Genomic DNA, 21,403 nt, shown 5'->3' with positions numbered 1-21,403 from the left:
GCCAGTTGCACCGTTCATGCTCGATTCTGCTCGTAACTCCTTCTTTTCAAGCACCTATTGACACATGGCGCTCGCGTGGACAGAGTCGTGCGGCAGCAAGAGCAGCCGGCCGCCACGCATTAGGGAGCGATCCGCGCCATGCATGAAAACGCTGCTGTCTCACGCCGTACCGTCATGGGAGGGGCCCTGGCCTCCGGTGCTGTGGTCGCCGGGCTGGGTTCCGGGGCCGCCTCCGCCTCGCCAACCCCCGCCGCAGCACCGACCGTTGAAGGCACGCCCTCGCGACGGCCGGGGCAGAAGTCGATGATCGGGGTGCCGTTCGGGGAGCACCGCACGGTTCGCGTCGGGCTCGTCGGGCTCGGCAACCGGGGGCACGGTATGGCCTCGGGGTGGGCCGCCGTTCCGGGCTGCACCGTGACCGCCGTCTGTGACATCCGCGCCGAACGGGCCAGACGCACCGCCGACAAGCTCGTCGCCGAGGGGCATCCGCGCCCGGTCGAGTACGGCGGGTCCGCCGACGCCTGTGCGCGCATGCTGCGCCGGGACGACATCGATCTCGTCTACATCGCCACGCCCTGGGAGTTCCACTACGAGCAGGGGCGCGCGGCACTGCTCGCCGGTAAGCACGTCCTCGTCGAACTGCCCGTCGCCACCCGGCTGGAGGAGCTGTGGGATCTGGTCGACACCAGTGAGCGCACCCGTCGGCATCTGATCCTGTCCGAGAACTGTTCCTACGGCCGCAATGAGCTGGCGATGCTCAAGATGGCCCACGACGGGCTGTTCGGCGAGGTCACCAACGGCCACGGCGGGTATCTGCACGATCTGCGCGAGCTGCTGTTCTCGGACACGTACTACACCGACGCCTGGCGGAGGTTGTGGCACACCCGCAGCACCGCGTCCTTCTACCCCATGCACGGACTCGCCCCGATCGCGGCGGCGATGGACATCAACCGCGGTGACCGGATGACGGCGCTGCGCGCGACCGCCACCGAGCCGCACGGTCTCGCCGACTACCGCGAGCGTTTCGTCGACAAGTCCCATCCGAGCTGGAAGGAGACGTACATCAACGGTGACCTCGTCACCTGTCTGATCGACACCGCGCAGGGCCGGGTGATCCGCGCCGAGCACGACGTCAGCTCGCCCCGGCCGTACAGCCGTATCAACTCGCTGGCGGGCAGCCGTGGGATCTTCGAGGACTACGCCGGGGTGATGTCGGCGGGCGGCGGCCGGATCTATCTGGAGCCCGACCACAGCGGTCACAACTGGCGGGCGTTCGACGCCTACCGCAAGGAGTTCGACCACTGGCTGTGGGTGAAGATCGGCGACGACGCGGCCAACAACGGCGGTCACGGCGGGATGGACTACGTCCTGCAGTGGCGCACGGTGCAGCAGATGCGCGCCGGCCTCGTCCCGGACATGGACGTCTACGACGGCGCGGTGTGGTGCTCGCCGATCCCGCTGAGCGTCAAGTCCCTTGCCGCGGCCGGCCGTCCGGTCGCCGTTCCGGACTTCACCCGTGGCTCCTGGGTGAACCGGCGCAGCGGTCTGGACTCCGCGCCGAGCGAGATGCCGCCCAGCTGACCCCGCCACTCACCCGACATGCCGTCGGCGCAGGTCAGGCGTAGCGTCGTAGGAGAGGCTCGCAGCACGGAAAGGCTGTACGTCATGCCTGAACCGGCGGCATGCAAGGCACTGCGCAAGAGAGCCCGTGATCTCGCCACCGAACTTCAGCAGGTCCTCGGCGACCTGCTCACGGAACCGTTCGGCGCCCGTCGAGCACAGCTCCAGGAGCGCGCGGAGCTCCTGGAGCTTCGTATCGACGATGTGCGGGCCCAGATGGAGGCGGCCGGGTGCGACGCGCCGCTGCCGCAGGAACCACCGCCCACGCCCGTACCGTCGTTGGAGGAGTTCGGCCACGGCAGCATCCGGGTCGGCGGCCGCAAGGCCCTCGGGCCGCGGCCGCTGGTGGTCGTCCTCCTGGAATGGGACGACGACGGACAGGACGGCTTCCTGGACCTGACCTCCGAGCATCCACTCGAGTACTACGAGCAGCTGGCCTTCGGACATCCCACGCCGCCGTTCACCACCACGCCGGTCAACCCCGCGAGCCTGACCGAATACGTTCAGGAGTGCTCGGGCGGGCGTTTCTGGTTCACCCGGGCCGGAGTCCTGGGGCCTGTCTCGATGGGGGCGTTCGGCAACCCGGACGAACTGACGCACGTACAGAAGGTGGCCGAGCGCATCGCGAGCCGGTTCCCCTACGTGCTCGTCGGCATGGACGTGGACGCGAGTTCGGTGGTGACGGCCGACGAACTGGTCGTGCTGGTGGTGGAGAACCACCGCTATCGCTGGCCCGCCAACCGCAGCACCCAGTCCGTCCCGTTCACCGTCAGCGTGTTCCCGGTGTCCGTCACCAAGACCATGGAGCTGAGCCTGGCGTTCGCCGGAGCCCATACGCCCTTCTACCAGATCGGGCACGAGGTCTCGCATTCCCTGGGGACCTTGGACATGTACAACCCGGGGAGCATGAACTACCTGCTCACGCTGATGGGCGCGTACCCGTTCTTCAGCAACGACCAGGTCACCGTCCATCTCGACGCCTGGCACAAGCTCGCGCTCGGCTGGTGCGAGCCGGAGCGGGTGGAACTGTCGGCGCACGGCAGCGCGTTGGTCCTGGAGATCTCCGCCGAGCGGCCGGACGGCGCCGTCATCCTGTGGCATCCGAGCCACGGCGCCTCGGAGTACTTCCTTCTCGAACGCCGTTCTCCCACCGGGGGCCGCAAGTACGACGCCGACTTCCCCGGCGACGGTCTCCTCATCTGGCACGTCACCCCTTCCCGCGCGCCCATGCACCGGGGCGCTCCCGACCTCACCGCGGGCGGAAACGGCGTGTGGCGAACGGGTACCCAGACACCTCAACTGACCTGGGCCGACGGCAGTGTCGCCGTGGACGGTCTGACCGTCAAGGCCGGTCCCGTCCCGGGCTCGGTGCTGGTCTCCTGGTGACGTGGGCGGAGGCTATCCTTCGACCGGATCAGCGGGCGGGGAGGGCAACCGATGGCGGACGGGCCGATCGAGCTGGTGCGGCTGGAGGGCGACGGCAACAGCGTCGTGCTCAGGATCAGCGGTGCCGACGGTGACGTGCTGACCGGGGGCTTCGTCATCGACACGCCCTTCGTGAAAGGCGATCTCCAGGTCTGGGTCTTCCCCGGTGAGCTGCGGGAGTGGCAGGAGGCGCTGGACGCGCTCGACGCCGGGCAGGACGCCGGGTGGCGTGAGTTCTCGCGCGGGCCCTCGATGGTCATCGAGCGGGACGTGGCGGAGGAGCGGGCGCGGGTCACGGTGAGGGACCCCTCGATGTCCCTCACGTCGGTCACGGTGACCGTGCCGCTGGTCGACTCCTGGTTCGACGACGCCTATGAGCGTCTGGAGCTGGTCCGCCGGACCTGGCCGTCGGACGAGGGCTGACGCTAGCGCACCCCGCCCGGCTCCATGACCGGTACCGGGCGGCGCAGCAGATAGACACCCGCCCCCGTCACCAGCACCGCCATGCACGCGATGAACACCAGCCCGGCGCCCTCCAGACCGATGGGCGACACCAGCAGGCCCACGCCGATGACCGGCACCGAGATCCCCGCGTAGGCCACCACGAACAGCGCCGAGATCACCGCCGCCCGCTGGTCCTCCTCGGACGCCTGGGCCACCGCGGACAGCGCGCCCCGGAACGACAGCCCCTGCCCGGCCCCGCCGACGATCGCGCTCAGCACCACCAGGGGCAGCAGATCCCACCGCAGCGCGCCCGCCAGCAGCGCGAGCCCGGCGAGCAGCGCGGTGCAGCCGAGCGGCAGCGACCGGGCCACGCCGACCCGGCCGACGGCGAGCTGACCGGCCGTCGAGGAGAAGAAGGCCAGCGCGACCACCAGTCCGCTCACCGCCCGGTTGTGCACGTCCAGGGAGTGGGCGAGAAAGGACGGGCTCACCGAGGTGAACACCCCGAACAGGGCGAATCCCACGAAGGAGGCGACCGCCGCGGGCCCGAAGACCGGCCGCACCCGTGGCGGCAGGCCGGGCTTCTGCGGCCGTACAGTGTTCAGCGGCCGCCGCTCCCGTACGGTCTCCGGCAGTCGCAGCAGGACCGCGGCCGAGCAGGCCACCAGGGCGAGATGGACCACGAAGACCAGGTACAGCGGCCAGTCGGCGTACTGCGCGAGCACCCCGGCGAGCAGCGGTCCGCAGCCCAGGCCGCCCATGTTGGCGGCGGTCGCCACGAAGGTGCCCCGGGTGGAGCCGCGCGGGGCCAGCTCGATGACGTAGGCCGAGGCGGCCCCGGTGAACAGGCCCGCGGACAGGCCCGACAGCAGCCGTCCGACGTACAGCCAGCCCAGGGCGGTGGCGAACAGGAAGCAGACGGCGCTGGCGGCGGCGAAGCCCAGGCCCCACCACAGCACCGGCCGTCTGCCCACGGCGTCGGAGGCGTTGCCCGCGAGCAGGAGTACGCCGATGACCCCGAAGGCGTAGACGGCGTAGACGACGGTGACGGTGAGTTCGGAGAAGTCGAACTTGTCCTGGTAGAGGCCGTAGAGGGGGGTGGGGAGCGTCGTGCCGGCCATGCAGACCGCGAAGACCGCTCCGGCGAGCAGGCACGGACGCCAGCCCCGCAGGTCACCGTCCATGGGCGGCGCTGAAGCCGGTCAGGCGGTTCAGCCAGTTCTGGTGGGCGTTGAGCATCGGGTTGGGGAGCTGCGCGGCCAGGTCGGCGGCGATCCGGCCGATCTGCGTCTCCTGGGTGAGGACACGGACCCGGCCGCCGGGCAGGTCCTCGACGAGCCAGCCGTGCAGGACTTCGAGCCGCTGCTCGGGCGTGCCGTCCTGCTCCGCGGTCCAGGAGAGGCGGCCCGGGGTGCCCTCTGCGGGGGCCCGGCACTCGACGACCCGGGCGAACTGGGTGCTCACGGAGGCGACGCCGACGGGGTCGAAGGTGAAGGGGACCCCATCCTTCAGTACGGGGCCGCCGCCCTCCGGGAAGGCGATGGCGGTGATGTGGTCCAAGTAGGACGCCCAGGTGGAGGTGTCGGTCAGGGGGTGCCAGACCTGGGCGGCGGTGAGTCCTTGGACGATCACCTCGTTGGAGACGAAGTTGTCTCCCGTGCCGGGGAGGTATTTGTCGGGCCAGTTGATCGCGGGCTGCGTGGTCATGGGGAGGGAGTCCTTCCGTCTCGAACACCCATACCCGAATGAAGATGGTCGTATCGGGTGTAATCGATACGGAGTGTCGGGAGCCGGCCGGCGGGCCCGTCGACGCACATTGAGACCATGACGGACCCCCATGACAGGCCGACGGCGGCCGCCGCGGTGCGCGGTCTCGACCCCCTGGTCTCCCTCTCCATGTGCGTGCACGCGGGGCCGGGTGTGTACGCCCTGCTGCTCGGCGCGGGCATGTCGCGGGACGCCGGTGTGCCGACGGGATGGGAGATCGTCTCGGATCTGGTGCGCCGGGCGGCCGTCGCCCAGGGTGCCGACGAGGAGCTCGCCGCCGCCGATCCGGAGGGCTGGTGGGCACGGCACGGGGACGGCGGGCCGCTCGGCTACTCGGGTCTGCTGGAGGCCCTCGGGGACACCCCGGCCGCCCGGCACAAGCTGCTGCGCGGCTACTTCGAGCCGGGCGAGGAGGGGCTCAGGCGGCCCGGGGCCGCGCATCACGCGGTGGCCCGGCTGATGGCGCGGGGCTGGGTGCGGGTGGTGCTGACCACCAACTTCGACCGGCTCACCGAGCAGGCGCTGGCCGCCGCGGGCGTACAGCCGCAGGTCGTGCACGGCCCGGACAGTCTGCGCGGGATGACGCCGCTGGCACACGCGCGGGCGACGGTGGTCAAGCTGCACGGGGACCTGACCGACCTGGAGGCACGCAACACCGAGCACGAACTGCGCGAGTACCCGGCGGCGTGGGCCGGTCTGGTGGATCAGGTGCTGGACGAGTACGGGCTGATCGTGTGCGGCTGGTCCGCGCAGTGGGACCACGCCCTGTCGGCCTGCTTCGAGCGCCGCGCCACCCGCCGTTACCCCTTCTTCTGGGCCGCCTCGCACGGCGTGCACGGCCGGGCCGCCGAACTCGTCGCCCGGCACGGTGCCGTGGTGGTCCGGGGGCTGACGGCGAAGGAGTTCTTTCCCGGTCTGCTGGACCGGGTCGAGGCCCTGGACCGGCTGACGGAGCCCGCGCCGACGCGCGAGCTGTCCGTGGCCCGTCTCAAGCGCGCGCTCCCGGACCCGGTGCGCCGGATCGCGCTGCACGAGCTGGTGGACGCCGAGGCGACGCGGGTCGTGGAGCGCCTCTCGGACGGCGACCGGTATCCGCCCGGCGCACGGCCCGCGGAGCCCGAGGCGTACCGGGAGCTGCTGGCGCGGTACCGGAGCGACTGCGACACCTTGCTCCATCTGCTGGCGGTGGGCGCCTTCCACGACGAGGCCGAGGCGCATACGGCGGTGTGGGTGCGGGCGCTGCAACGGCTGCTGAACGTCCCCGGGGACAGCGCCGGGCCGCGCCTGTACCCGGCGCTGCTCGCCCTGTGCGCGGCCGGTGGCGCCGCCGCTCTGGCGGGCCGGGACGAGTTGTTCGGCCGGCTGCTGCTGGAGCCGGTGCTGGCCGATCCGGCGGCGGCCGAGCCCCGGCCCGCGGTGCTGGCGCTGCGCCCGGAGGACGTCCTCGGCGGCGACGGGGCCCTCAACGCGCTCCTGGACCGGCCGTATCCGCCCGGCCTCGTGCACACGGCGCACAGCACCTGGCTGCGCGGGCGGCTGCGGGAGGTGCTGGCCGAACCTGCGGCGGACAGCGACCGGGCGGTCTCGGACGCCTTCGACCGCGCCGAGTACCTAATGGCGCTGGTCCGGGCCGACCGCTCGGAAACCCCGGCGCCGCTCGGCGAGTTCACGCTGGCCGACCGCTGGGACGGCACGGGACGGCTGCGGGTGGCGGCGCGGGTGCAGGCCCGGTTCTCCGAGGGCTGGCCCATGCTGCGCAGCGGGGCGTTCGACGGGGACCTCCAACGGGCGCATACGGCCGCCGCGGTGGTGGATGTGCTGTGCGCGGAGGAGGCGGCGCGCCGGGAGCCGTTGCGGTGACGGTGCGTCCCGCTCCGGTGGCGGGGGGTGAGCAGGCGGCCTAGCGTGGGCCAAGAGCCGCCAGTTCAGGCGGACTTCACCCCCCCCCACACGCAAGGAGAGTGGACCATGACGACATCCGCGGAGAACGGCTTCTCGATCGACACCGGGGGCGTCACCGTGAACGTACCGCACCGGGACGACGGCAAGTGGACGGTCAAGGAGATCCTCGACCTGGGTCAACAACAGTACGACTGGGCCGCGAAGAAGAAGTGTCCGTGCGGCGGCATCTGCATGTTGGTGCCCGAGGGGACCCTGATAGAGGTCCCGGAGGACGGTGATCCCCTTCAGATGAAGGTGGTTTCACCGGTCGAGGTCGCCAAGCGCCAGGCGGAGAACCGCCTTTGGCTGGACGCCTCGGAGTAGCCGCCGGAACACCGCCGGAACAGGTGGTCAGACGCGGGCGCCGCCCGGTCGGGTGATGTCACCGGCCGCGGTGGCGCCCGAGACGATCCGGTCCTTGAACTCGGCGTGGCAGAACTGGTAGACGGGCCCGACCCGCCGCAACACGCTGAGCAGCCGGGCGTCCTCCATGAAGGACAACGGGTGCTGCGGCAGCCGCTTCGCCGCGGCCAGCCGCAGTCCTGACTCGCGGTAGGTGAACCAGGCGGTGCTCGACACCGCGAGCAGCCCCACCGCGAGCCCCATCGCCAGATTCGCCTCCAGGGTCTCCAGCCAGCGGCCGACGCCCTGCACGGCGAGGTTCTCGCTGCGCGCCAGGTGCCCCTCGGTGGTGATGATCCACTTGAGCAGCGGGGGCAGCAGCGCGAGCACCATCAGGGCACCGGCCACCGTGCGGTCCCCGCGCAGGGTCGACTGCGGGGTCTCCTGTTCGAGGTCGGCCGGCATCCGGGCCCACCGCAGCACGGCGAGGCCCATGCCGAACAGCAGGCCGAAGAAGGCGCCGAAGGCGAAGGCGGCCGCCAGCCGCTCCCACCAGGAGATGGTCGGGGACGCCGGGGTAACGACGGCGAGCAGGAAGGCCGGTCCGATGCCGAACAGCAGCCCTCGGCCGAGGCAGGCGGGGAGCATCGCGCCCAGCACGCGCGGCGGCGCGGAGAACTCCAGGCGGGTGGGGCGGGAGGAGCCGCCCGGCAGGTCGAGTCCCGCCATGATCCCGGCGATCAGCAGGAAGACACAGGCGCGGAAGGTCGCGCGCCGGTTGACGAAGGCGACGGTCTCGGCCGGGTTGAGGATCGAGACGTCGGTGATCGACTGCCCGACCACCTGACGGATCGACAGATAGCCGAGGAAGCCCGCCATTTCGGCGCCCAGCCAGAACAGCACGAAGAAGACCAGGATCCGCTGGAGTTGGGCCCGGCGGTGGCCCGGGGCGCGCGGTCGCGAGAGGGCGCCGCGGCGCAGCAGCGCCCAGCACAGCACGCCGAGGGCCAGCAGCGCCATGAACAGCATCCAGGCGGCGCCCGCCTTGACCCCGGTGTAGGCGGCCACGCCCATGTCCAGGCCCATGTCCGTGCCGGCGGCGGTCCTCGCCCAGTGCTCGATCACCGCGCCCACCGCGACGGCGAGCGGCAGCAGTACGGCGACGGCGACGCCCAGTCGGCGCGGGATCTCCACGGAGACCGGACGCCGGGCGCGCAGGGCCGGCCGGGTGCCGCCTCCGACGTAGGCAATTCTGATCATGACCGTGGCGGCGACGGCCGTGGCGAGGGTGATCACGAGGAAGCCGACGAAGCGCTCGAACGGCGAGAGCGCCCAGTGGAAGTAGTCGCCCACCATGCAGCCCGCGCCGAGCCCGACGACCGCTCCGGCGACCGGTCCGGACAGCGGGCCGGCCGGCGAGGGGCGCAGTGCCCGGTGCAGCTCCCACCAGGCGATGTCGTCGGTGCCCTGCCGTTTGATGTGGGCGGCGAGGAAGCTCAGCGAGGTCCGGGCGTCCTCGGGCCGCCACCGGGTGGCGGCGGTACGGCGCACGTCCGGCACCGAGGGGTCCCCAGCCGTCGGTTCCGCGGAGAACACCGCCGGGACCAGCGCGTCCAGCAGATGGTGCTGGAGGCTGTCGGCGTCGGTGGAGCGGATGAGTTCGGCCGGGTCGCTGCCGGGCGAGGCGTAGACGGTGCGGGCGAGCCAGACGTTCAACGGCACCGACAGGGCCTGCGCTACGGGGCCTTCGGGCCGTCCGGTGAGTTCGTCGAGGACCGGCTGCCAGGCGGCGCTGCGCCGGGGCGGCACGGCACTGCGCAGGTACTCGGCCACGTCCGCCGCCCCGACCGGCTCCGCGACCACGACCGCCGCGGCGGTGACGACGTCGGTGTCCGTCACCATGCGGTGGTACTCGGCCTGCCGTGAGGTCAGGATCAGCGGACCGTGCACGGCGATGGCGTGGTTGACGGCGGCCAGCGCCCGCAGCCGCAGCTCGGCGGGGAGTTCGTCCAGGCCGTCCAGGACCGGCAGGACCCGTCCCTCGGCGACGAGTTTGCGGGCCGCGTCCCGGCCGTACGTCTCGTGGTTGCGCAGCGCCGGGTAGTCCTCGTGGATGCGGCGTGCCATCCAGTCCAGCAGGGGTTCGCGGCGCGGGTTCCACGGGGCGAGGTCCAGCAGGACGGGGACCGGCTCGCCGGGTTCGGGGTCCCTCAGCAACTCCCGTACGAGGAGGATCGCGAGCGCAGTCTTGCCCGCGCCCGGGTCGCCGAGGACCACGAGTCTTCGGCGGGGCAGGGCGCGGAAGGCGGCGGCGAAGGACGCGATGTCGTCGCTGCGGCCGGACAGGGTGCGGCCGACCATCCGGACGTGGTCCCCGGCCTCGGTCTGTCCGCTGCGCCAGCGGACCGCCAACGGGTGGGGATCCAGCAGCCCTTGGGCGGCGGCCTCCTCGGTCCACTGGCGGCGCACCATGGCGGCGAGCGCCTCCGCGGCCTGTTCCAGTTCGGTCCGGGTGGCCGGGGCGGCTGGCCGGGACCGGTGCCAGGACCAGCTGAACAGCCCGGCCGTGGCCGAGATCAGCACACTCAGCGAGGTCGCCGCCGCCTGCGCGCCCGAGCCGACCACGAGGGCCACCACCGTGACGAGCACCGCGGCGCCGACCGCGCCGATCAACCAGGGCCACCACGCTCTGTTGTGTCGCATGGCGCTACGGCCGGACGGCCGCTTCCTCGATGTCATTGCGGAACAGGCAGAGTTTGGCGTCCTCGGCGAGGAAGTACTTGTCGACCTTGTAGGCGATGGTGGCGAAGTCGAGCCGCCCGTCGCCGTTGAAGTCGCCAAGGGCGATCCGCGCGGCGCTGTCCGAGGACACCCGCCACTTGGCGAACACCCCGGCCTCGACGTCCAGGCACTTGTAGTAGAAGACGCCCTGCCAAGGGTACGGTCCGCGCAGCGCGACCAGGAACTCGTCGTCGCCGTCGTTGTCGAAGTCGGCGCAGACGATCTGATGGCTCGGGCCCTCGCCGAGTTCGTTGGGGTCGCCGAAGACGTCCAGCACGATGCGGCGCCAGCTCGCCTCGGCGACCGGCGTGCCGGGCCGTTCCTTGACGTAGGCGGCCACGGTGTTGCCGTGGAAGGGCTCGGTGGCCACGACGTACGCGTGCGGGTCGTCGCCGATCCGTCCGGCGCCGACGTCGCCGCTGCCCTTGAACCCGGTGGCGTCGAACCGTTCGTGCTCGCCGTCGCCGATGTGGGTGGTGGTGAAGCGCTGCTGGACCTCGTCGTAGTGGAGCCAGGTGACGCCCTCCTCGGAGGCGAGCAGGATCGAGTCGAGGTGCTCGCTGCCCGGGAGCGGGTTCTTCTGGATCTCCACGCCGTGGATCATGCGGTAGTGGGCATCGTCGATGATGCGCTTGTCCCAGGGCTGGCGTACGTCGTTGTTCGGGCTGAACAGCACGACGGGTACGAGGGCGTGGACGTGGTGGGCGCCCACCGTCGGCAGGGCCATCAGCTCCGGTTTGCGGGTCTGGGTGAAGTGGCCGAGGCGCATCCGGTGCATGGCGGTGTGGCGGCCGATGAAGTGGCGCTTCCAGCGGGTCTCGGAGTCGAACTTGCCGGTGTTCTCGATCCAGTCGATCTTCCCGCCGTCGGGGTCGGGGTCGTCGATCCGGCCGCGGGCGCCGTACAGCTCGTAGCAGACGACGATGTCGGGGAAGCCGTTGCCGGAGATGTCGCCGTAGTGGGCGCCGATCGGCATGTGGAAGCCGTCGGCGACCAGGCGCTTCTGCCAGCCCGGGTTCTGGTACCAGTACAGCTCGCCGAGGTAGAGGCCGTGGCCGACCAGGTCGGGGCGGGTGTCGCCGTCGATGTCGGGGGCCTCCAGCCAGTAGCCCTCGTTCAGGTCGTCCTCCAGGACCTCGCGCGTGAAGCGGGGGACGCGGAGGTTCAGGGGGGTGCTTGCGCCCATGGTGGGGTGCCTTCCAGTTGTCTGTGGGTCAGTTGGGGTCGAGAGCCCGGGCCAGGTAGGCGTGGGCGGTCTGCGCGTAGTAGAGCGGCGGGTGACCGCCCCGCGGGTCCTGCTCGGCCTCGACCACCAGCCAGCCCCGGTAGGCCTCGCCGGGGCCGAGGACCTTCAGGACGGTGTCGAAGTCGATGTCGCCGTCGCTGTCGCCGGGCACGGTGAAGATGCCGGCCTCGATGTACTCGCGGAAGCTGCCGTCGGCCAGCGTGCGGTCGGCGCGGACGCCACCGCGGACGTTCTTCAGGTGCACATGCGCGATCCGGTCCCGGTGCCGTTCCATCAGCGCCGTCAGATCGGCGCCCGCCCAGGTGAGATGGCCGGTGTCGATCAGCAGGCCGACATGGCGGGGGTCGGTGTCCCGCATCAGCCGGTCGACGTCCCGCTCGGTCTGGACGCCGGTGCCCATGTGGGGGTGGTAGGCGAGGGTGAAGCCCTGGCCCGCGATGATCTCGCCGAGTTTGTTCAGGCCCTCGCAGAGGTCGGCCCACTGCTCGTCCGTGAACTCCGGTTTGTTGCTGCGCAGGCTGAGTTGCTGGAGGTGGACGGAGTGGCCGAACTCGGCGACACCGATGGTGGTGGTCCGCACCGGTGGTCCGTCGGCGTTGAAGCGGTTCAGGAACTCCAGCACCCTCAGCAGTTCGCGGGCGGTGCGCGCGGAGCCGTCGGGCACGGTGAAGTACGTGCTCACCCAGGGTTCGCTGACGCTGAGTCCGCGCAGATGCATGGCGGCGGTCAGCGCGTCAGGGTCGGTGGGGAAGGTGTGGCCGATGCTGCACCCCTCGAACCCGGCGAGCGCGATCTCGCTGAGGCACTGCTCCATGGGGATGTCGTCGCCGATGAGCGGGAAGTCGTCGTTGGTCCAGCAGGTGGGGGTGATGCCCAGGTGGATTCCGTCCGGGCGCGGGGTGGGGTGAACCGGCATGGTGGCGTCCATAGGTCGGGGCGGGGGTCAGTGTCCGGGGTGGCCCTTGACGATGGTGTCGACCGCGTGCAGCGCCATCGCGACGCTGGTGAGCGTGGGGTTGGAGGCGTTGCCGAAGGGGTGCAGGCCGTTGCCGCCGAGATAGAGGTTGTCGATGTGCCACACCTTGGAGTACTCGTCGACGACGCTGTCCAGCGCGCTGCGGCCCATCCGGGTGGTGCCCGCGATGTGCAGCGGCAGGCCCGGGGTGAGGAACACCGGCTCGGAGCCGGGCATGAAGCCGCCGAGTGCGGCGGCGGTGCGCATCATGTGCCGGCTCATCCGGTCCGTCTCCTTGCGTTCGGCCTCGTCGAGGCGGAAGGAGAAGGTGGGCTGCGGCAGGTCGAAGGTGTCGCGGAGCCGCCGGGAGAAGGTGACCTTGTTCTCCGGGCGGGGCCGGGAGATCCCGAACCAGCGCAGGTCCACGATGAGCCGGGGGTCCACATTGGGCGGTACGGCGCCGTAGGTGAAGGCGTCCCGGTGGATCTGGCAGTGCCAGGGGCGCGCCTCGGTCACCAACAGGGCCAGGTTCGGGTCCCGTTCACAGGGCGGGAAGGGCACCGGGTCGGCGGTCTTGTCACCGGCGTGGAGCTGCTTGAGCTGGGCGGCGCGGTAGCGGGCGACGCGGTCGGCGGCGGCCCGGTCCGCGTCGCCGCCGCTGTGCAGGATCTCCTCGATGTGGTCCATGTGCTGCTGCTCCAGCACCACCTGGCAGAAGGACATGGGCTGTTCGGTGAGATAGCGGCCGAGCGCGGGCAGGGTGACGCCGGAGGCGAACAGCAACTGCGGTGTGGGTACGGCACCGCAGGCCACGACGTAGGTGTCGGCCCGCAGCCGGATCTCGTCGCGGACGTCGCGCAGGTTGCGCACCACGGCGTACTGGACCTTCTGGTGCTTGCCGGAACCGGTGATCTCCAGCCGGACGCACTGGTGCTCGGGCAGCAGCCGGAACGAGCCGTGCGGGGGTGTGTGCGCGGGGTCGGCGAGTTCACCGAGGACGGTGTCGGCGGCCGACCAGGTCACCGCGGAGGTCTGGGCGGAGTCGGCGCGGTCGCTGACCGCGAGGGGCAGTTCGGTGACATCGGCGAACTCCTCCCCCGCGCGCTGGAGTACGCGCTTGACGAGCAGGTGCCGGGCGGAGCCGGCGAAGACCGAGGTGCTGCGGGTGAGGAGCGACTCCGCTTCCTCGTAGAGCCGGTCCATCGCCTTGTCGTCGATGGGGTAGTCCTCCCCGGCGTGGCGCCGTTCCACCTCGGGGTGGAAGCGGGGCACCGCGCAGGTCCAGTGCGTGGCCATGCCGCCCACCGCGTAAGTGGCCGCGGCGGCGGGCAGGTTGAGGTGCCCGCGCTGCTCCGGGTTCTGGTTGCGCATGGAGAAACCGGCGTACTTGTCCGGGTCGTAGGAGAACGCGGACGGGTCCAGGGTGAGCACCGGTTCCCGGTTGGTGGCGGTCGACAGCGGGAGCAGATTGCCCTTGATGACGGAGACGAACAGGTCGATGTTCCGCTGGAACAGATAGCTGTTCTTGAGGTGTTCGCCGTAGCGCCGGGAGAGCTGGGCCCCGGCATCGATCATCAGGACGTTCTTGCCCGCGTCCACCAGCTTGCGGGCGAAGGCGCAGCCGACGGGGCCACTGCCGATGATGAGTACGTCGGCCTCATGGGGAACGGGCACAGCGCTGTCGTTCATGGACGTCCTTTCGGCCTGGCCGCGTCGACGGCACAGGGCGCAGCCGACGCGGCCAGGCCGAAGAGCCGGTCCGGTCCGAGGTCAGCCGCCGGACATCCGGGACTGCGGTGCCGCACGTACGAGGGCGGGGAGACCGCCTGAGCGGGTCCGCGGATGCCTCATTCACGGTGGCACAGGGTGGACGCAAGTGCGAGTTGTCATATGCCAGAGGCGTACTGGATCACTCGGCGTGGCGCCGGCCGGACCGTTCTGGGAGGCCGAACCGGAGCACCAGGACTACCTCCAGCGCTACCGGACGGCTACACCTGCCACTTCCCGCGCCCGACCTGGCGCCGCCACAGCCCGGACGCGTCCACGTCGGCGATGGTGTCCAGCGCGATCCGGCGCTGCTCCTCGTCGGCGTAGAAGACGGCGGACCGGTAGCTGAGCCCGATGTCGTTGCCCTGGCGGTTCCGGGTGCTCGGGTCGTGGATCTGGAAGAAGTACTCCAGGATCGCGCGGTAGTCGGCGACCGCGGGGTCGAAGACGATCTCCGGGATCGCCGCTACAGCCCCAGGTCCAGGGCCAGGCACGAGAACGTGCGCCAAGCGCCCACATCCTGGTACGAGGCGTTCACGCCGCCGTTCGGCTCCGTCTCCGCCCCTTCCGTCATGTCCTCGAACCGGACACGCTCGGGCAGCTTGCCGAAACGCGCCTGCCGGGCCGCCGTGGCGCCATCCGACGCGGCTTCCTGGTTCATGACCGACCTCCACTTCGCGGGTCGCGCAGTGGCTCCGTCGCCCGACGGAGCCACCGTAAGCATGCATCCGCAGTTCGTCACCTGTCAATACAGTGACGAATGACGGATGCGGTAGCAGCGCGCCACACAATCGCACTACTGCTCCAGCTATGCTCACCGCTTGGAACGGTGATGTCCCTCACCCGCCCCTGAGCCAACTGGGACGGTCACGCGCCGTCGACGGCCGCGAGCAGCCGTCGTATCGCTTCGTCGACCGTGGAGCGTGGGCAGCCCAGGTTGACGCGCATGTAGCCGTGGCCCTCGGTCCCGAACTTCTGTCCCTTGTCCAGCCACAGGCGGGCCTTGGTGAGCATGAATTTGTCCAGGGACTCGGCGTCCAGCCCCAGACCGCGGCAGTCCGTCCACGCCAGGTAGAGCGCGTCCGCCGGCAGCACCCGGACCTTGGAGGTGGCGCTGTTGACCGACTGCGCGAAGTGGGTGTGGTTGCGGCGCAGGTAGGTGAGCATCTCCTCCAGCCAGGGCTCACCGTGCGTGTAGGCGGCCTCGGCGGCGGCCATGCCCAGCACGTTGACGAACGGGAAGGCGTTGCGTTCGTACTGGCGGGCCAGTTCCTCGCGCAGCCTGGGGTCGGGGACGAACGCGTTGGCACTCTGCAGCCCGGGAAGGTTGAACGTCTTGCTCGGCGCCGTGCAGGTGATGCTGTTGCGCTCGAACTCCCGGCCGAGCGAGGCGAACGGGATGTGCTGGCGCTCCGGATTGATGACGAGGTCCTGGTGGATCTCGTCGGATATGACGAGGACGCCGTGCCCGGCGCAGATCTCCCCCATGGTCCGCAGCTCGTCCTCCGTCCAGACGTTGCCGGTGGGGTTGTGGGGGTGGCTGAGGATGAACAGTTTGGTGTCGGGCCGGATGGCGGCGGCGAACGTACGGGCGTCGAACCGGTAGCCGTCCTCGGTGCGCTGGAGCGGAGCGTAGGCGAGGTGGCGGCCGTTGAGCAGGACGTCGTGGTGGAAGTGGGCGTAGACCGGCGGCTGGATCAGGACCGAGTCACCGGGGGCGGAGAAGGCCTGCACCGCGGTCTTGAGCGTGGTGATGACGCCGGCCGTCTGAAGCACCCACTCCCGCGGCACCTCCCAGCCGAACCGTCTGGCCTGCCAGCCGGTCACGGCGTCCACATAGTTGTCGGTCGCGCCGCCGGGATAGCCGAAGACACCGTGGTCGACGGCCTCGTGCAGCGCGTCGATCACGGCTTGGGGAGCCTTGAAGTCGGTGTCGGCGACCCACATCGGCAGCGGGTCGGCCGCGGCCTCGTCGGCGGACAGCAGCTGATGGCCGTAGGCCCACTTCATGGAGTTGGAGTTCCTGCGGTCCACGACGGTGTCGAAGACCGATCCCGAGGGTGCGGCGATGTCCTGTCGTGCCCGGTCACGGAATGAGCTGTCGTCGGTTCCCATGGCCGGATGCTAGCCATGGGGTCGGCGATGCCCCCGGCTCATGTCGGCCAGGACTCGTTCACGGGGCCTGAAGCAGACCCGGGCCCACGTCCGTGACGAGGTGCGGGAGCGGCCACGCACCCGCCTCCAGCCTGGCCTTGAGTCCGGCCGCGGAGGCGTCGGGGTACTGCTGGGCGAGCAGGACGACGACGCCCGCGGCATGCGGCGCGGCCATGCTGGTGCCGCTGAGCACCTGGTATCCGCCGTTGGGGGCGGCCGAGCGCACGTCTCTGCCCGGCGCGGCGATATTGATCTCACCGCCGTCGCCGTTGATGCCGGCGTTGGAGTAGAACGCCGGCGACAGCGACGCGTCGAGAGCGGCCACCGCGAGGACGGCGGGGCAGTTGGCCGGTCGGCTGACAGGTGCGATGTGCAAGGGACGGTCGCTGTAGTCCCCGGCGGCGGCGACGACCACCGCCCCGCTCTCGGCTGCCCGCCGGGCCACCGACTCGTACGCCTGCGGGAAGAGTTGACCCGGCTGAACCAGGCCGCCGAGGGACAGGGAGATCACACGCGCGCCGCGGGCCATGGCCCACTCCATGCCCGCGAGGATCTGGCCGTCGGCACCCTTGCCCGAGTCGCTGAGCACCTTCGCCACGAGGATCCGCGCCTCCGAGGCCACGCCGTAGCGGGGGCCCTGCCGAGGACTGGCGGGGCCGGCGGCAATGCCGATGCAAGCAGTGCCGTGGCCATTGCCGTCCTCCACCGTCTGTTGGGGCACGAAGGAGGCCGTCGCCTCGATGCGTCCGGCCAGATCCGGGTGATCGGTGTCCACACCGGTGTCGAGGACCGCGATGCTCACGTCGCGCCCGGTCAGGCCGGACAGGTTGACCCGGATCGCCTGCAGTCCCCAGGTCCACGCCTCCTCGTCCCAGGCCGGGCCCTGGGCGGCGGCGAGGTGAGCCATGGTGTCCCGCTGGACCACGTCCCCCTCGCCGCGGTAGGCCGGGAAGAACTCGGCCGGAGCCTGTCGCGGGGCGGTGACCGGCATGGGGTACACCATGCACTCAGGCTCGGCCGCCACGATCGAGGGCTCCCTCACGGCCGTCGTCACCAGCGCATGGCGTTGATCGGGCCGAACCTCGGCGACGACGACGCCGAGCGCCTCGAAGTGCACCGATACGTCGGGGCGTTCAAGGAGTTCGGCGACGTTCGCGGCGTCGGCTTCCCGGACTCGTTCGACGGATCCGATACCGGCCGTGGAACGCAGTGCGTGCAGCCCGCTTTCCTGCTCGCCGCGGTCCAGGACGATGACATATCGACCGGTGAACGCGCGCCTGTTCATAGGTCCGTTCGCCATTGGATTGCCCGCTTTCAGTACTTCCCACGGTCACACCGCGTGCACAGGCTCGCAACTCAGTACCCCGGTCCACGCTGCGCCCTCCCGGCCGGGGAGGCGCGTGTCCGTCCTGTGGGTGACAACACCCCCACCAGAAGCGGGCGTTGGGAATGGGGACTCAGCGGACTTGTGACCCACTCCCCATCTCCGGGCCGGAGATCAACCCTTGCGAGAGATACGGGTGGGGGGTATAGATGAAGTCGTTGCAAGGTACCCCTAGGGGGTATCTATCCATTCGCCGACATCCACCCGGCCGGGCACAAGGGGACCATGACACTGGGGATCGACGTCGCGGTGGCCGGACCCTACGACCCGCGGCCTCTCCCTGATGCCTCCGGGGTCACACAGATCGGCGAGTACACCGTCACGCTCGTCGGCGGCCTCGTGCCCGGCGAGGCAAGCGAACTGACGCTCACTGTCAGCCGGAACGGCCGCCCTGTCACCGACCTGGAGCCCTACCTGGCCGCATACGGGCACCTGGTGGCACTGCGAGTCGGTGACCTGGGCTACCTCCACGTCCACCCGGAGGGTGAACCCGGCAACGGCACCACCGCAGCGGGACCCGAGATCGCCTTCATGGCGGTCGCGCCCTCGGTGGGCACCTACCGCCTGTACCTGGACTTCCAACACAACGGCGTTGTCCGGACAGCCGAGTTCACGGTGCGGACCACCGGGACCACCCCTCGCTCGGGCGCGGCAGCCCACGTCGCGCCCGGGCACAGCTGCCACCACCACGCACACCACTGACCGTACGAACGCTCATCCCTCAGCGGGACCGTGCCCCGCCGCATGGATACGGAAGGACCCCGCCATGCGTCTGTTCGCCATCCGTGACTACCGCCGCCTGTTCAGCGCCCAGGTCATCGCCCTGTTCGGGACCGGGCTGACCACCGTGGCCCTCGGGCTGCTCGCCTACGACCTCGCCGGTCCGCGCGCCGGCCTGGTCCTCGGGACCGCCCTGACCATCAAGATGGTCATGTACGTGGTCATAGCCCCGCTGGCCGCCGCGTACGTCGACCGGCTCCCCAGGAGAACTTTCCTGTTCCTCCTCGACGCGGTCCGCGGTGTGGTGGTCCTGGCCCTGCCACTGGTCACCGAGGTCTGGCACATCTACGTGCTGATCGGCCTGCTCCAAGCCGCCTCGGCGGCGTTCACCCCGACGTTCCAGGCCGTCATCCCCGACATCGTCACCGACGAGTCCGACTGCACGCGTGCCCCGTCCGCCTCCCAGGTCGCCTACACCATGGAGAGTCTGCTCAGCCCCGTGCCGGCAGCCGTCGCCCTGACGTTCATGAGCTTCAACTGGCTGTTCCTGGGCACCTCCGCCGGATTCCTCATCTCCGGCCTGCTCGTCCTGTCGACACGCATCCCCGACGCCCGCCCCAGTACCCACACCAAGGCATGGGGCAGGGCGGCAGCCGGCATCGGCACCTTCCTCAGGACTCCGCGACTGCGCGGCATCATGGCGCTCAATCTCGTGGTCGCGGCAGCAGGGTCGATCGTCGTCGTCAACACCGCCAACCACGTCGGTGACGAACTCGGCGGCTCGCAGTCGGGCGTCGCCCGGATGCTCGCCGCCTCCGGCACCGGAACCCTTCTGGCGGCCCTGTACTGCCCCGCGTTCTCGACCGGATCCCTGCCCGGACCGTCATGATGACCGGCGCCGGAGTCCTCGTCGGCTGCACGACCGCCGCGGTGACGCTCATCGCGGCCAGCCTCACTTGGACCGGTACGGCGATCATCTGGACCGTGATCGGCATCGCCATGGCGCTCGTCATCACACCGACAGGCAAGGTCCTGCGCGCCTCCGTGGGACGCAACGCGATTCCCGAGGCATTCGCGGCCCAGTTCTCTCTGTCGCACCTGGCCTGGCTGATCACCTATCCCGTCGCGGGATGGCTCGGCACGAACGCCGGCTTCACCCTCGCCTGGTCCGTCCTCGCGGTCCTTGCCGGGGCGGGAGCGCTCGCCGCCCTCCTCCTCTGGCCGCGCCACGACGGAGAACGGGCCTTGACCGCCCCTTCGGCCCCCGTCCGGCCCGCGCCCAGCACGGATTGGTCCACCCTGGCCAAGGCCGCATAAAGGGCCGCGTGCAAGCTCTGGGATCAACTGTCCATCCGCTCACGGTGCCCCACGTGCGCGAGTATGCCGATCGGTGTCGCGGAAAGGCGCGGGTCACCGCTGGGCCCGCTGCTTGCGCTGCCCGTACGGGGTGACGCCCCGTGGCTTGTACACCGCCAGGATCATGGCCAACAGCAGAACCGCCAGCGCGAGCACCGAATGGAGCACGGGCGAGAAGTTGCGCACCGAGGAGAGCTCGGCCGCCGGGTCTGCGGCCAGGTGAGCCATGGACCTGAACGTGCCCAGGTAGATCAACAGCACCCCGGTGGCGACAGCGTTGATCAGGAGCTTGAACAGGACCCAGTAGTGGCGCAGAAGACCCCAGGTCGTACCCAAGGACTGGATGACACCAGTGAGCAGCGAGGCGAAGGCCAGGGGAGCGAGGGCGTACCCGGCAGCCGGCTCCATCACGAGGTAGACACCGCGTACCACAGCGGCATCCGGGCTGGTCATACCGATCACCCCGAGCGCGAGAAAGGTGAGGACCGCACCGAACCAGCCGACCGAGGACGTGACATGCGCAATGAGGGCAAGCTTGCGCAGCCGGGGCGGCATCGTCATCCGAGGCCAGTGGAGCCTGGCCACCAAAGTGCCGGCCTGGGCCGTGGTCACCCCCCTTGACCAGCAGCACGAGCACCAGAAGAAGGACGAAGACCACCGCGACCAGCGCGGACATCCTCACCCATCGCGGCATACCAGGGGCAGCCGGGCTCCGGCCGGGGGGCCCATCGGTGCTTTCCCGAGCGCCCAGCTCCTGGGACGGATCCGCCATGAGTGATCCTCCTTGTCTCGCACACGCCTGAGCGGCCTACAGGTCGAACGACTCCAGCTTTATCGATACACTTTGTCACTGTCAAACCATCATGTTCATGCATCGGCGTCACGTACGCTTTCTGCGTGCCGAAGCTGTGGAACGAGACGATCGAGGCGCACCGCCGCGAAGTGCGCGACGCCATCCTGGACAGCACCGCCGCCCTGGCGGCCGAGAACGGACCGCTGTCGGTGACGATGTCTCAGATCGCGGAGCAGGCCGGCATCGGGCGGGCCACCTTGTACAAGTACTTCCCGGACGTCGAAGCGATCCTGAACGCCTGGCACGCCCGGGAGATCGCCGGCCATCTCGCCCGACTGGCGGAGGTGCGGGACCGGACGGAGGGGGCGAGCGCGCGGTTGGAAGCCGTGTTGGAGACGTACGCCCTCATCACTCACGAATCCCACGGCCACCACGACACGGACCTCGGCGCGTTCCTGCACCGGGACAGCGGCAACCACCTTGCCCATGCACACCAGCACCTTCACCACATGGTCCAGGAACTGCTGACCGACGCAGCACAGGCCGGCGACGTCCGGGACGACATGCCGCCCGCCGAACTCACCCACTACTGCCTCAACGCCCTGATGGCAGCACGCACCTTGCCGTCCAAAGCCGCCGTGCGACGCCTGGTCACCCTCACCCTGACCGGCGTACGCCCACCCCGGCACTGACCTTCGCCGGGCAGAG

18 protein-coding genes and 2 pseudogenes are annotated in these 21,403 nt (G+C 70.4%); 9 read left to right on the top strand and 11 right to left on the bottom strand.

Features of this window, described 5'->3' with window-relative positions; genetic code table 11:
* The first annotated feature begins 138 nt into the window (after window positions 1–138).
* The 3 genes from STRCI_RS36450 to STRCI_RS36440 all read left to right on the top strand — a co-directional run bounded on the left by STRCI_RS36450 (window position 139) and on the right by STRCI_RS36440 (window position 3,468).
* Entirely contained in the window at window positions 139–1,581 is a 1,443-nt protein-coding gene (locus STRCI_RS36450) for a Gfo/Idh/MocA family protein (protein WP_269663260.1), read from the top strand.
* Window positions 1,582–1,665: 84 nt separating this feature from the next.
* Window positions 1,666–3,006 (top strand): metallopeptidase domain-containing protein, encoded by a 1,341-nt coding sequence (locus tag STRCI_RS36445; protein ID WP_269663259.1) that lies wholly within the window; start codon window positions 1,666–1,668, stop codon window positions 3,004–3,006.
* A gap of 51 nt (window positions 3,007–3,057) precedes the next feature.
* A complete protein-coding gene (locus STRCI_RS36440) occupies window positions 3,058–3,468 on the top strand; it encodes a DUF5959 family protein (RefSeq protein WP_269663258.1) in 411 nt (136 codons plus the stop codon).
* A gap of 2 nt (window positions 3,469–3,470) precedes the next feature.
* On the opposite strand, the gene STRCI_RS36435 is transcribed toward STRCI_RS36440, so the two are convergent.
* A complete protein-coding gene (locus tag STRCI_RS36435) occupies window positions 3,471–4,673 on the bottom strand; it encodes an MFS transporter (protein ID WP_269663257.1) in 1,203 nt (400 codons plus the stop codon).
* Window positions 4,663–5,196: an SRPBCC family protein gene (locus STRCI_RS36430; RefSeq protein WP_269663256.1), complete on the bottom strand. Its 534-nt coding sequence runs from the start codon at window positions 5,194–5,196 to the stop codon at window positions 4,663–4,665. Before STRCI_RS36430 ends, STRCI_RS36435 begins: the two co-directional genes overlap by 11 nt.
* A gap of 117 nt (window positions 5,197–5,313) precedes the next feature.
* On the opposite strand from STRCI_RS36430, the gene STRCI_RS36425 reads away from it, so the two are divergent.
* Both STRCI_RS36425 and STRCI_RS36420 read left to right on the top strand, forming a co-directional pair.
* The gene (locus STRCI_RS36425) at window positions 5,314–7,116 is read left to right on the top strand and encodes an SIR2 family protein (RefSeq protein ID WP_269663255.1); all 1,803 of its coding nucleotides are present in this window, start codon (window positions 5,314–5,316) and stop codon (window positions 7,114–7,116) included.
* A gap of 108 nt (window positions 7,117–7,224) precedes the next feature.
* Window positions 7,225–7,521: a hypothetical protein gene (locus tag STRCI_RS36420; RefSeq protein ID WP_269663254.1), complete on the top strand. Its 297-nt coding sequence runs from the start codon at window positions 7,225–7,227 to the stop codon at window positions 7,519–7,521.
* 27 nt (window positions 7,522–7,548) lie between these two features.
* On the opposite strand, the gene STRCI_RS36415 is transcribed toward STRCI_RS36420, so the two are convergent.
* The 8 genes and pseudogenes from STRCI_RS36415 to STRCI_RS36375 form a co-directional block, all read right to left on the bottom strand.
* Window positions 7,549–10,242 (bottom strand): NACHT domain-containing protein, encoded by a 2,694-nt coding sequence (locus tag STRCI_RS36415; protein WP_269663253.1) that lies wholly within the window; start codon window positions 10,240–10,242, stop codon window positions 7,549–7,551.
* Between the two features lie 4 nt (window positions 10,243–10,246).
* Window positions 10,247–11,506, bottom strand: coding sequence for an FG-GAP repeat domain-containing protein (locus tag STRCI_RS36410; protein WP_269663252.1), 1,260 nt, complete (start codon window positions 11,504–11,506; stop codon window positions 10,247–10,249).
* A 28-nt stretch (window positions 11,507–11,534) separates the two neighbouring features.
* Window positions 11,535–12,482 carry a myo-inosose-2 dehydratase gene (gene iolE / locus STRCI_RS36405; protein WP_269663251.1) on the bottom strand — a complete coding sequence of 316 codons (948 nt, stop codon included), beginning with the start codon at window positions 12,480–12,482 and terminating at the stop codon, window positions 11,535–11,537.
* Window positions 12,483–12,509: 27 nt separating this feature from the next.
* Window positions 12,510–14,210, bottom strand: a complete 1,701-nt coding sequence (locus STRCI_RS36400) for a GMC oxidoreductase (protein WP_269663250.1) — start codon at window positions 14,208–14,210, stop codon at window positions 12,510–12,512.
* A 323-nt stretch (window positions 14,211–14,533) separates the two neighbouring features.
* Window positions 14,534–14,749, bottom strand: a pseudogene (locus tag STRCI_RS36390) (peptide-methionine (S)-S-oxide reductase); the annotation flags it as partial.
* A 5-nt stretch (window positions 14,750–14,754) separates the two neighbouring features.
* A complete protein-coding gene (locus STRCI_RS36385) occupies window positions 14,755–14,949 on the bottom strand; it encodes a hypothetical protein (RefSeq protein WP_269663249.1) in 195 nt (64 codons plus the stop codon).
* Between the two features lie 206 nt (window positions 14,950–15,155).
* Window positions 15,156–16,403 (bottom strand): MalY/PatB family protein, encoded by a 1,248-nt coding sequence (locus STRCI_RS36380; RefSeq protein WP_269663248.1) that lies wholly within the window; start codon window positions 16,401–16,403, stop codon window positions 15,156–15,158.
* Between the two features lie 58 nt (window positions 16,404–16,461).
* Window positions 16,462–17,727, bottom strand: coding sequence for a S8 family serine peptidase (locus tag STRCI_RS36375; protein WP_269663247.1), 1,266 nt, complete (start codon window positions 17,725–17,727; stop codon window positions 16,462–16,464).
* A gap of 288 nt (window positions 17,728–18,015) precedes the next feature.
* Here STRCI_RS36375 and STRCI_RS36370 point away from each other — a divergent pair.
* The 3 genes and pseudogenes from STRCI_RS36370 to STRCI_RS43695 form a co-directional block, all read left to right on the top strand.
* Window positions 18,016–18,528 (top strand): annotated as a pseudogene (locus tag STRCI_RS36370) (hypothetical protein); the annotation flags it as partial.
* A 64-nt stretch (window positions 18,529–18,592) separates the two neighbouring features.
* Window positions 18,593–19,435, top strand: a complete 843-nt coding sequence (locus STRCI_RS36365) for an MFS transporter (RefSeq protein WP_269663246.1) — start codon at window positions 18,593–18,595, stop codon at window positions 19,433–19,435.
* Window positions 19,435–19,863, top strand: coding sequence for a hypothetical protein (locus STRCI_RS43695; RefSeq protein WP_269663245.1), 429 nt, complete (start codon window positions 19,435–19,437; stop codon window positions 19,861–19,863). The genes STRCI_RS36365 and STRCI_RS43695 overlap by 1 nt, the downstream gene beginning before the upstream one ends.
* Window positions 19,864–19,956: 93 nt before the next feature.
* Here STRCI_RS43695 and STRCI_RS36355 read toward each other — a convergent pair whose 3' ends face one another.
* Entirely contained in the window at window positions 19,957–20,463 is a 507-nt protein-coding gene (locus STRCI_RS36355) for a hypothetical protein (RefSeq protein ID WP_269663244.1), read from the bottom strand.
* A 336-nt stretch (window positions 20,464–20,799) separates the two neighbouring features.
* Between STRCI_RS36355 and STRCI_RS36350 the strand changes: the two genes are divergently transcribed.
* On the top strand, window positions 20,800–21,387 hold the full coding sequence (locus STRCI_RS36350; protein ID WP_269663243.1) for a TetR/AcrR family transcriptional regulator: 588 nt from the start codon (window positions 20,800–20,802) through the stop codon (window positions 21,385–21,387).
* The last annotated feature ends 16 nt before the right edge of the window (window positions 21,388–21,403 follow it).

It is taken from the genome of Streptomyces cinnabarinus, from assembly GCF_027270315.1.
In the GTDB taxonomy this organism is placed as follows: domain Bacteria; phylum Actinomycetota; class Actinomycetes; order Streptomycetales; family Streptomycetaceae; genus Streptomyces; species Streptomyces cinnabarinus.
This window is presented reverse-complemented; position numbering and strand designations above follow the sequence as displayed.

What these genes read in the sequence shown, in the direction of transcription:
- STRCI_RS36450 (WP_269663260.1), top strand. Translation starts at nt 139, where the DNA reads ATGCATGAAAACGCTGCTGTCTCACGCCGTACCGTCATGGGAGGGGCC.
- STRCI_RS36445 (WP_269663259.1), top strand. Translation starts at nt 1,666, where the DNA reads ATGCCTGAACCGGCGGCATGCAAGGCACTGCGCAAGAGAGCCCGTGAT.
- STRCI_RS36440 (WP_269663258.1), top strand. Translation starts at nt 3,058, where the DNA reads ATGGCGGACGGGCCGATCGAGCTGGTGCGGCTGGAGGGCGACGGCAAC.
- STRCI_RS36435 (WP_269663257.1), bottom strand. Translation starts at nt 4,673, where the DNA reads ATGGACGGTGACCTGCGGGGCTGGCGTCCGTGCCTGCTCGCCGGAGCG.
- STRCI_RS36430 (WP_269663256.1), bottom strand. Translation starts at nt 5,196, where the DNA reads ATGACCACGCAGCCCGCGATCAACTGGCCCGACAAATACCTCCCCGGC.
- STRCI_RS36425 (WP_269663255.1), top strand. Translation starts at nt 5,314, where the DNA reads ATGACGGACCCCCATGACAGGCCGACGGCGGCCGCCGCGGTGCGCGGT.
- STRCI_RS36420 (WP_269663254.1), top strand. Translation starts at nt 7,225, where the DNA reads ATGACGACATCCGCGGAGAACGGCTTCTCGATCGACACCGGGGGCGTC.
- STRCI_RS36415 (WP_269663253.1), bottom strand. Translation starts at nt 10,242, where the DNA reads ATGCGACACAACAGAGCGTGGTGGCCCTGGTTGATCGGCGCGGTCGGC.
- STRCI_RS36410 (WP_269663252.1), bottom strand. Translation starts at nt 11,506, where the DNA reads ATGGGCGCAAGCACCCCCCTGAACCTCCGCGTCCCCCGCTTCACGCGC.
- iolE (WP_269663251.1), bottom strand. Translation starts at nt 12,482, where the DNA reads ATGCCGGTTCACCCCACCCCGCGCCCGGACGGAATCCACCTGGGCATC.
- STRCI_RS36400 (WP_269663250.1), bottom strand. Translation starts at nt 14,210, where the DNA reads ATGAACGACAGCGCTGTGCCCGTTCCCCATGAGGCCGACGTACTCATC.
- STRCI_RS36385 (WP_269663249.1), bottom strand. Translation starts at nt 14,949, where the DNA reads ATGAACCAGGAAGCCGCGTCGGATGGCGCCACGGCGGCCCGGCAGGCG.
- STRCI_RS36380 (WP_269663248.1), bottom strand. Translation starts at nt 16,403, where the DNA reads ATGGGAACCGACGACAGCTCATTCCGTGACCGGGCACGACAGGACATC.
- STRCI_RS36375 (WP_269663247.1), bottom strand. Translation starts at nt 17,727, where the DNA reads ATGAACAGGCGCGCGTTCACCGGTCGATATGTCATCGTCCTGGACCGC.
- STRCI_RS36365 (WP_269663246.1), top strand. Translation starts at nt 18,593, where the DNA reads ATGCGTCTGTTCGCCATCCGTGACTACCGCCGCCTGTTCAGCGCCCAG.
- STRCI_RS43695 (WP_269663245.1), top strand. Translation starts at nt 19,435, where the DNA reads ATGACCGGCGCCGGAGTCCTCGTCGGCTGCACGACCGCCGCGGTGACG.
- STRCI_RS36355 (WP_269663244.1), bottom strand. Translation starts at nt 20,463, where the DNA reads ATGACGATGCCGCCCCGGCTGCGCAAGCTTGCCCTCATTGCGCATGTC.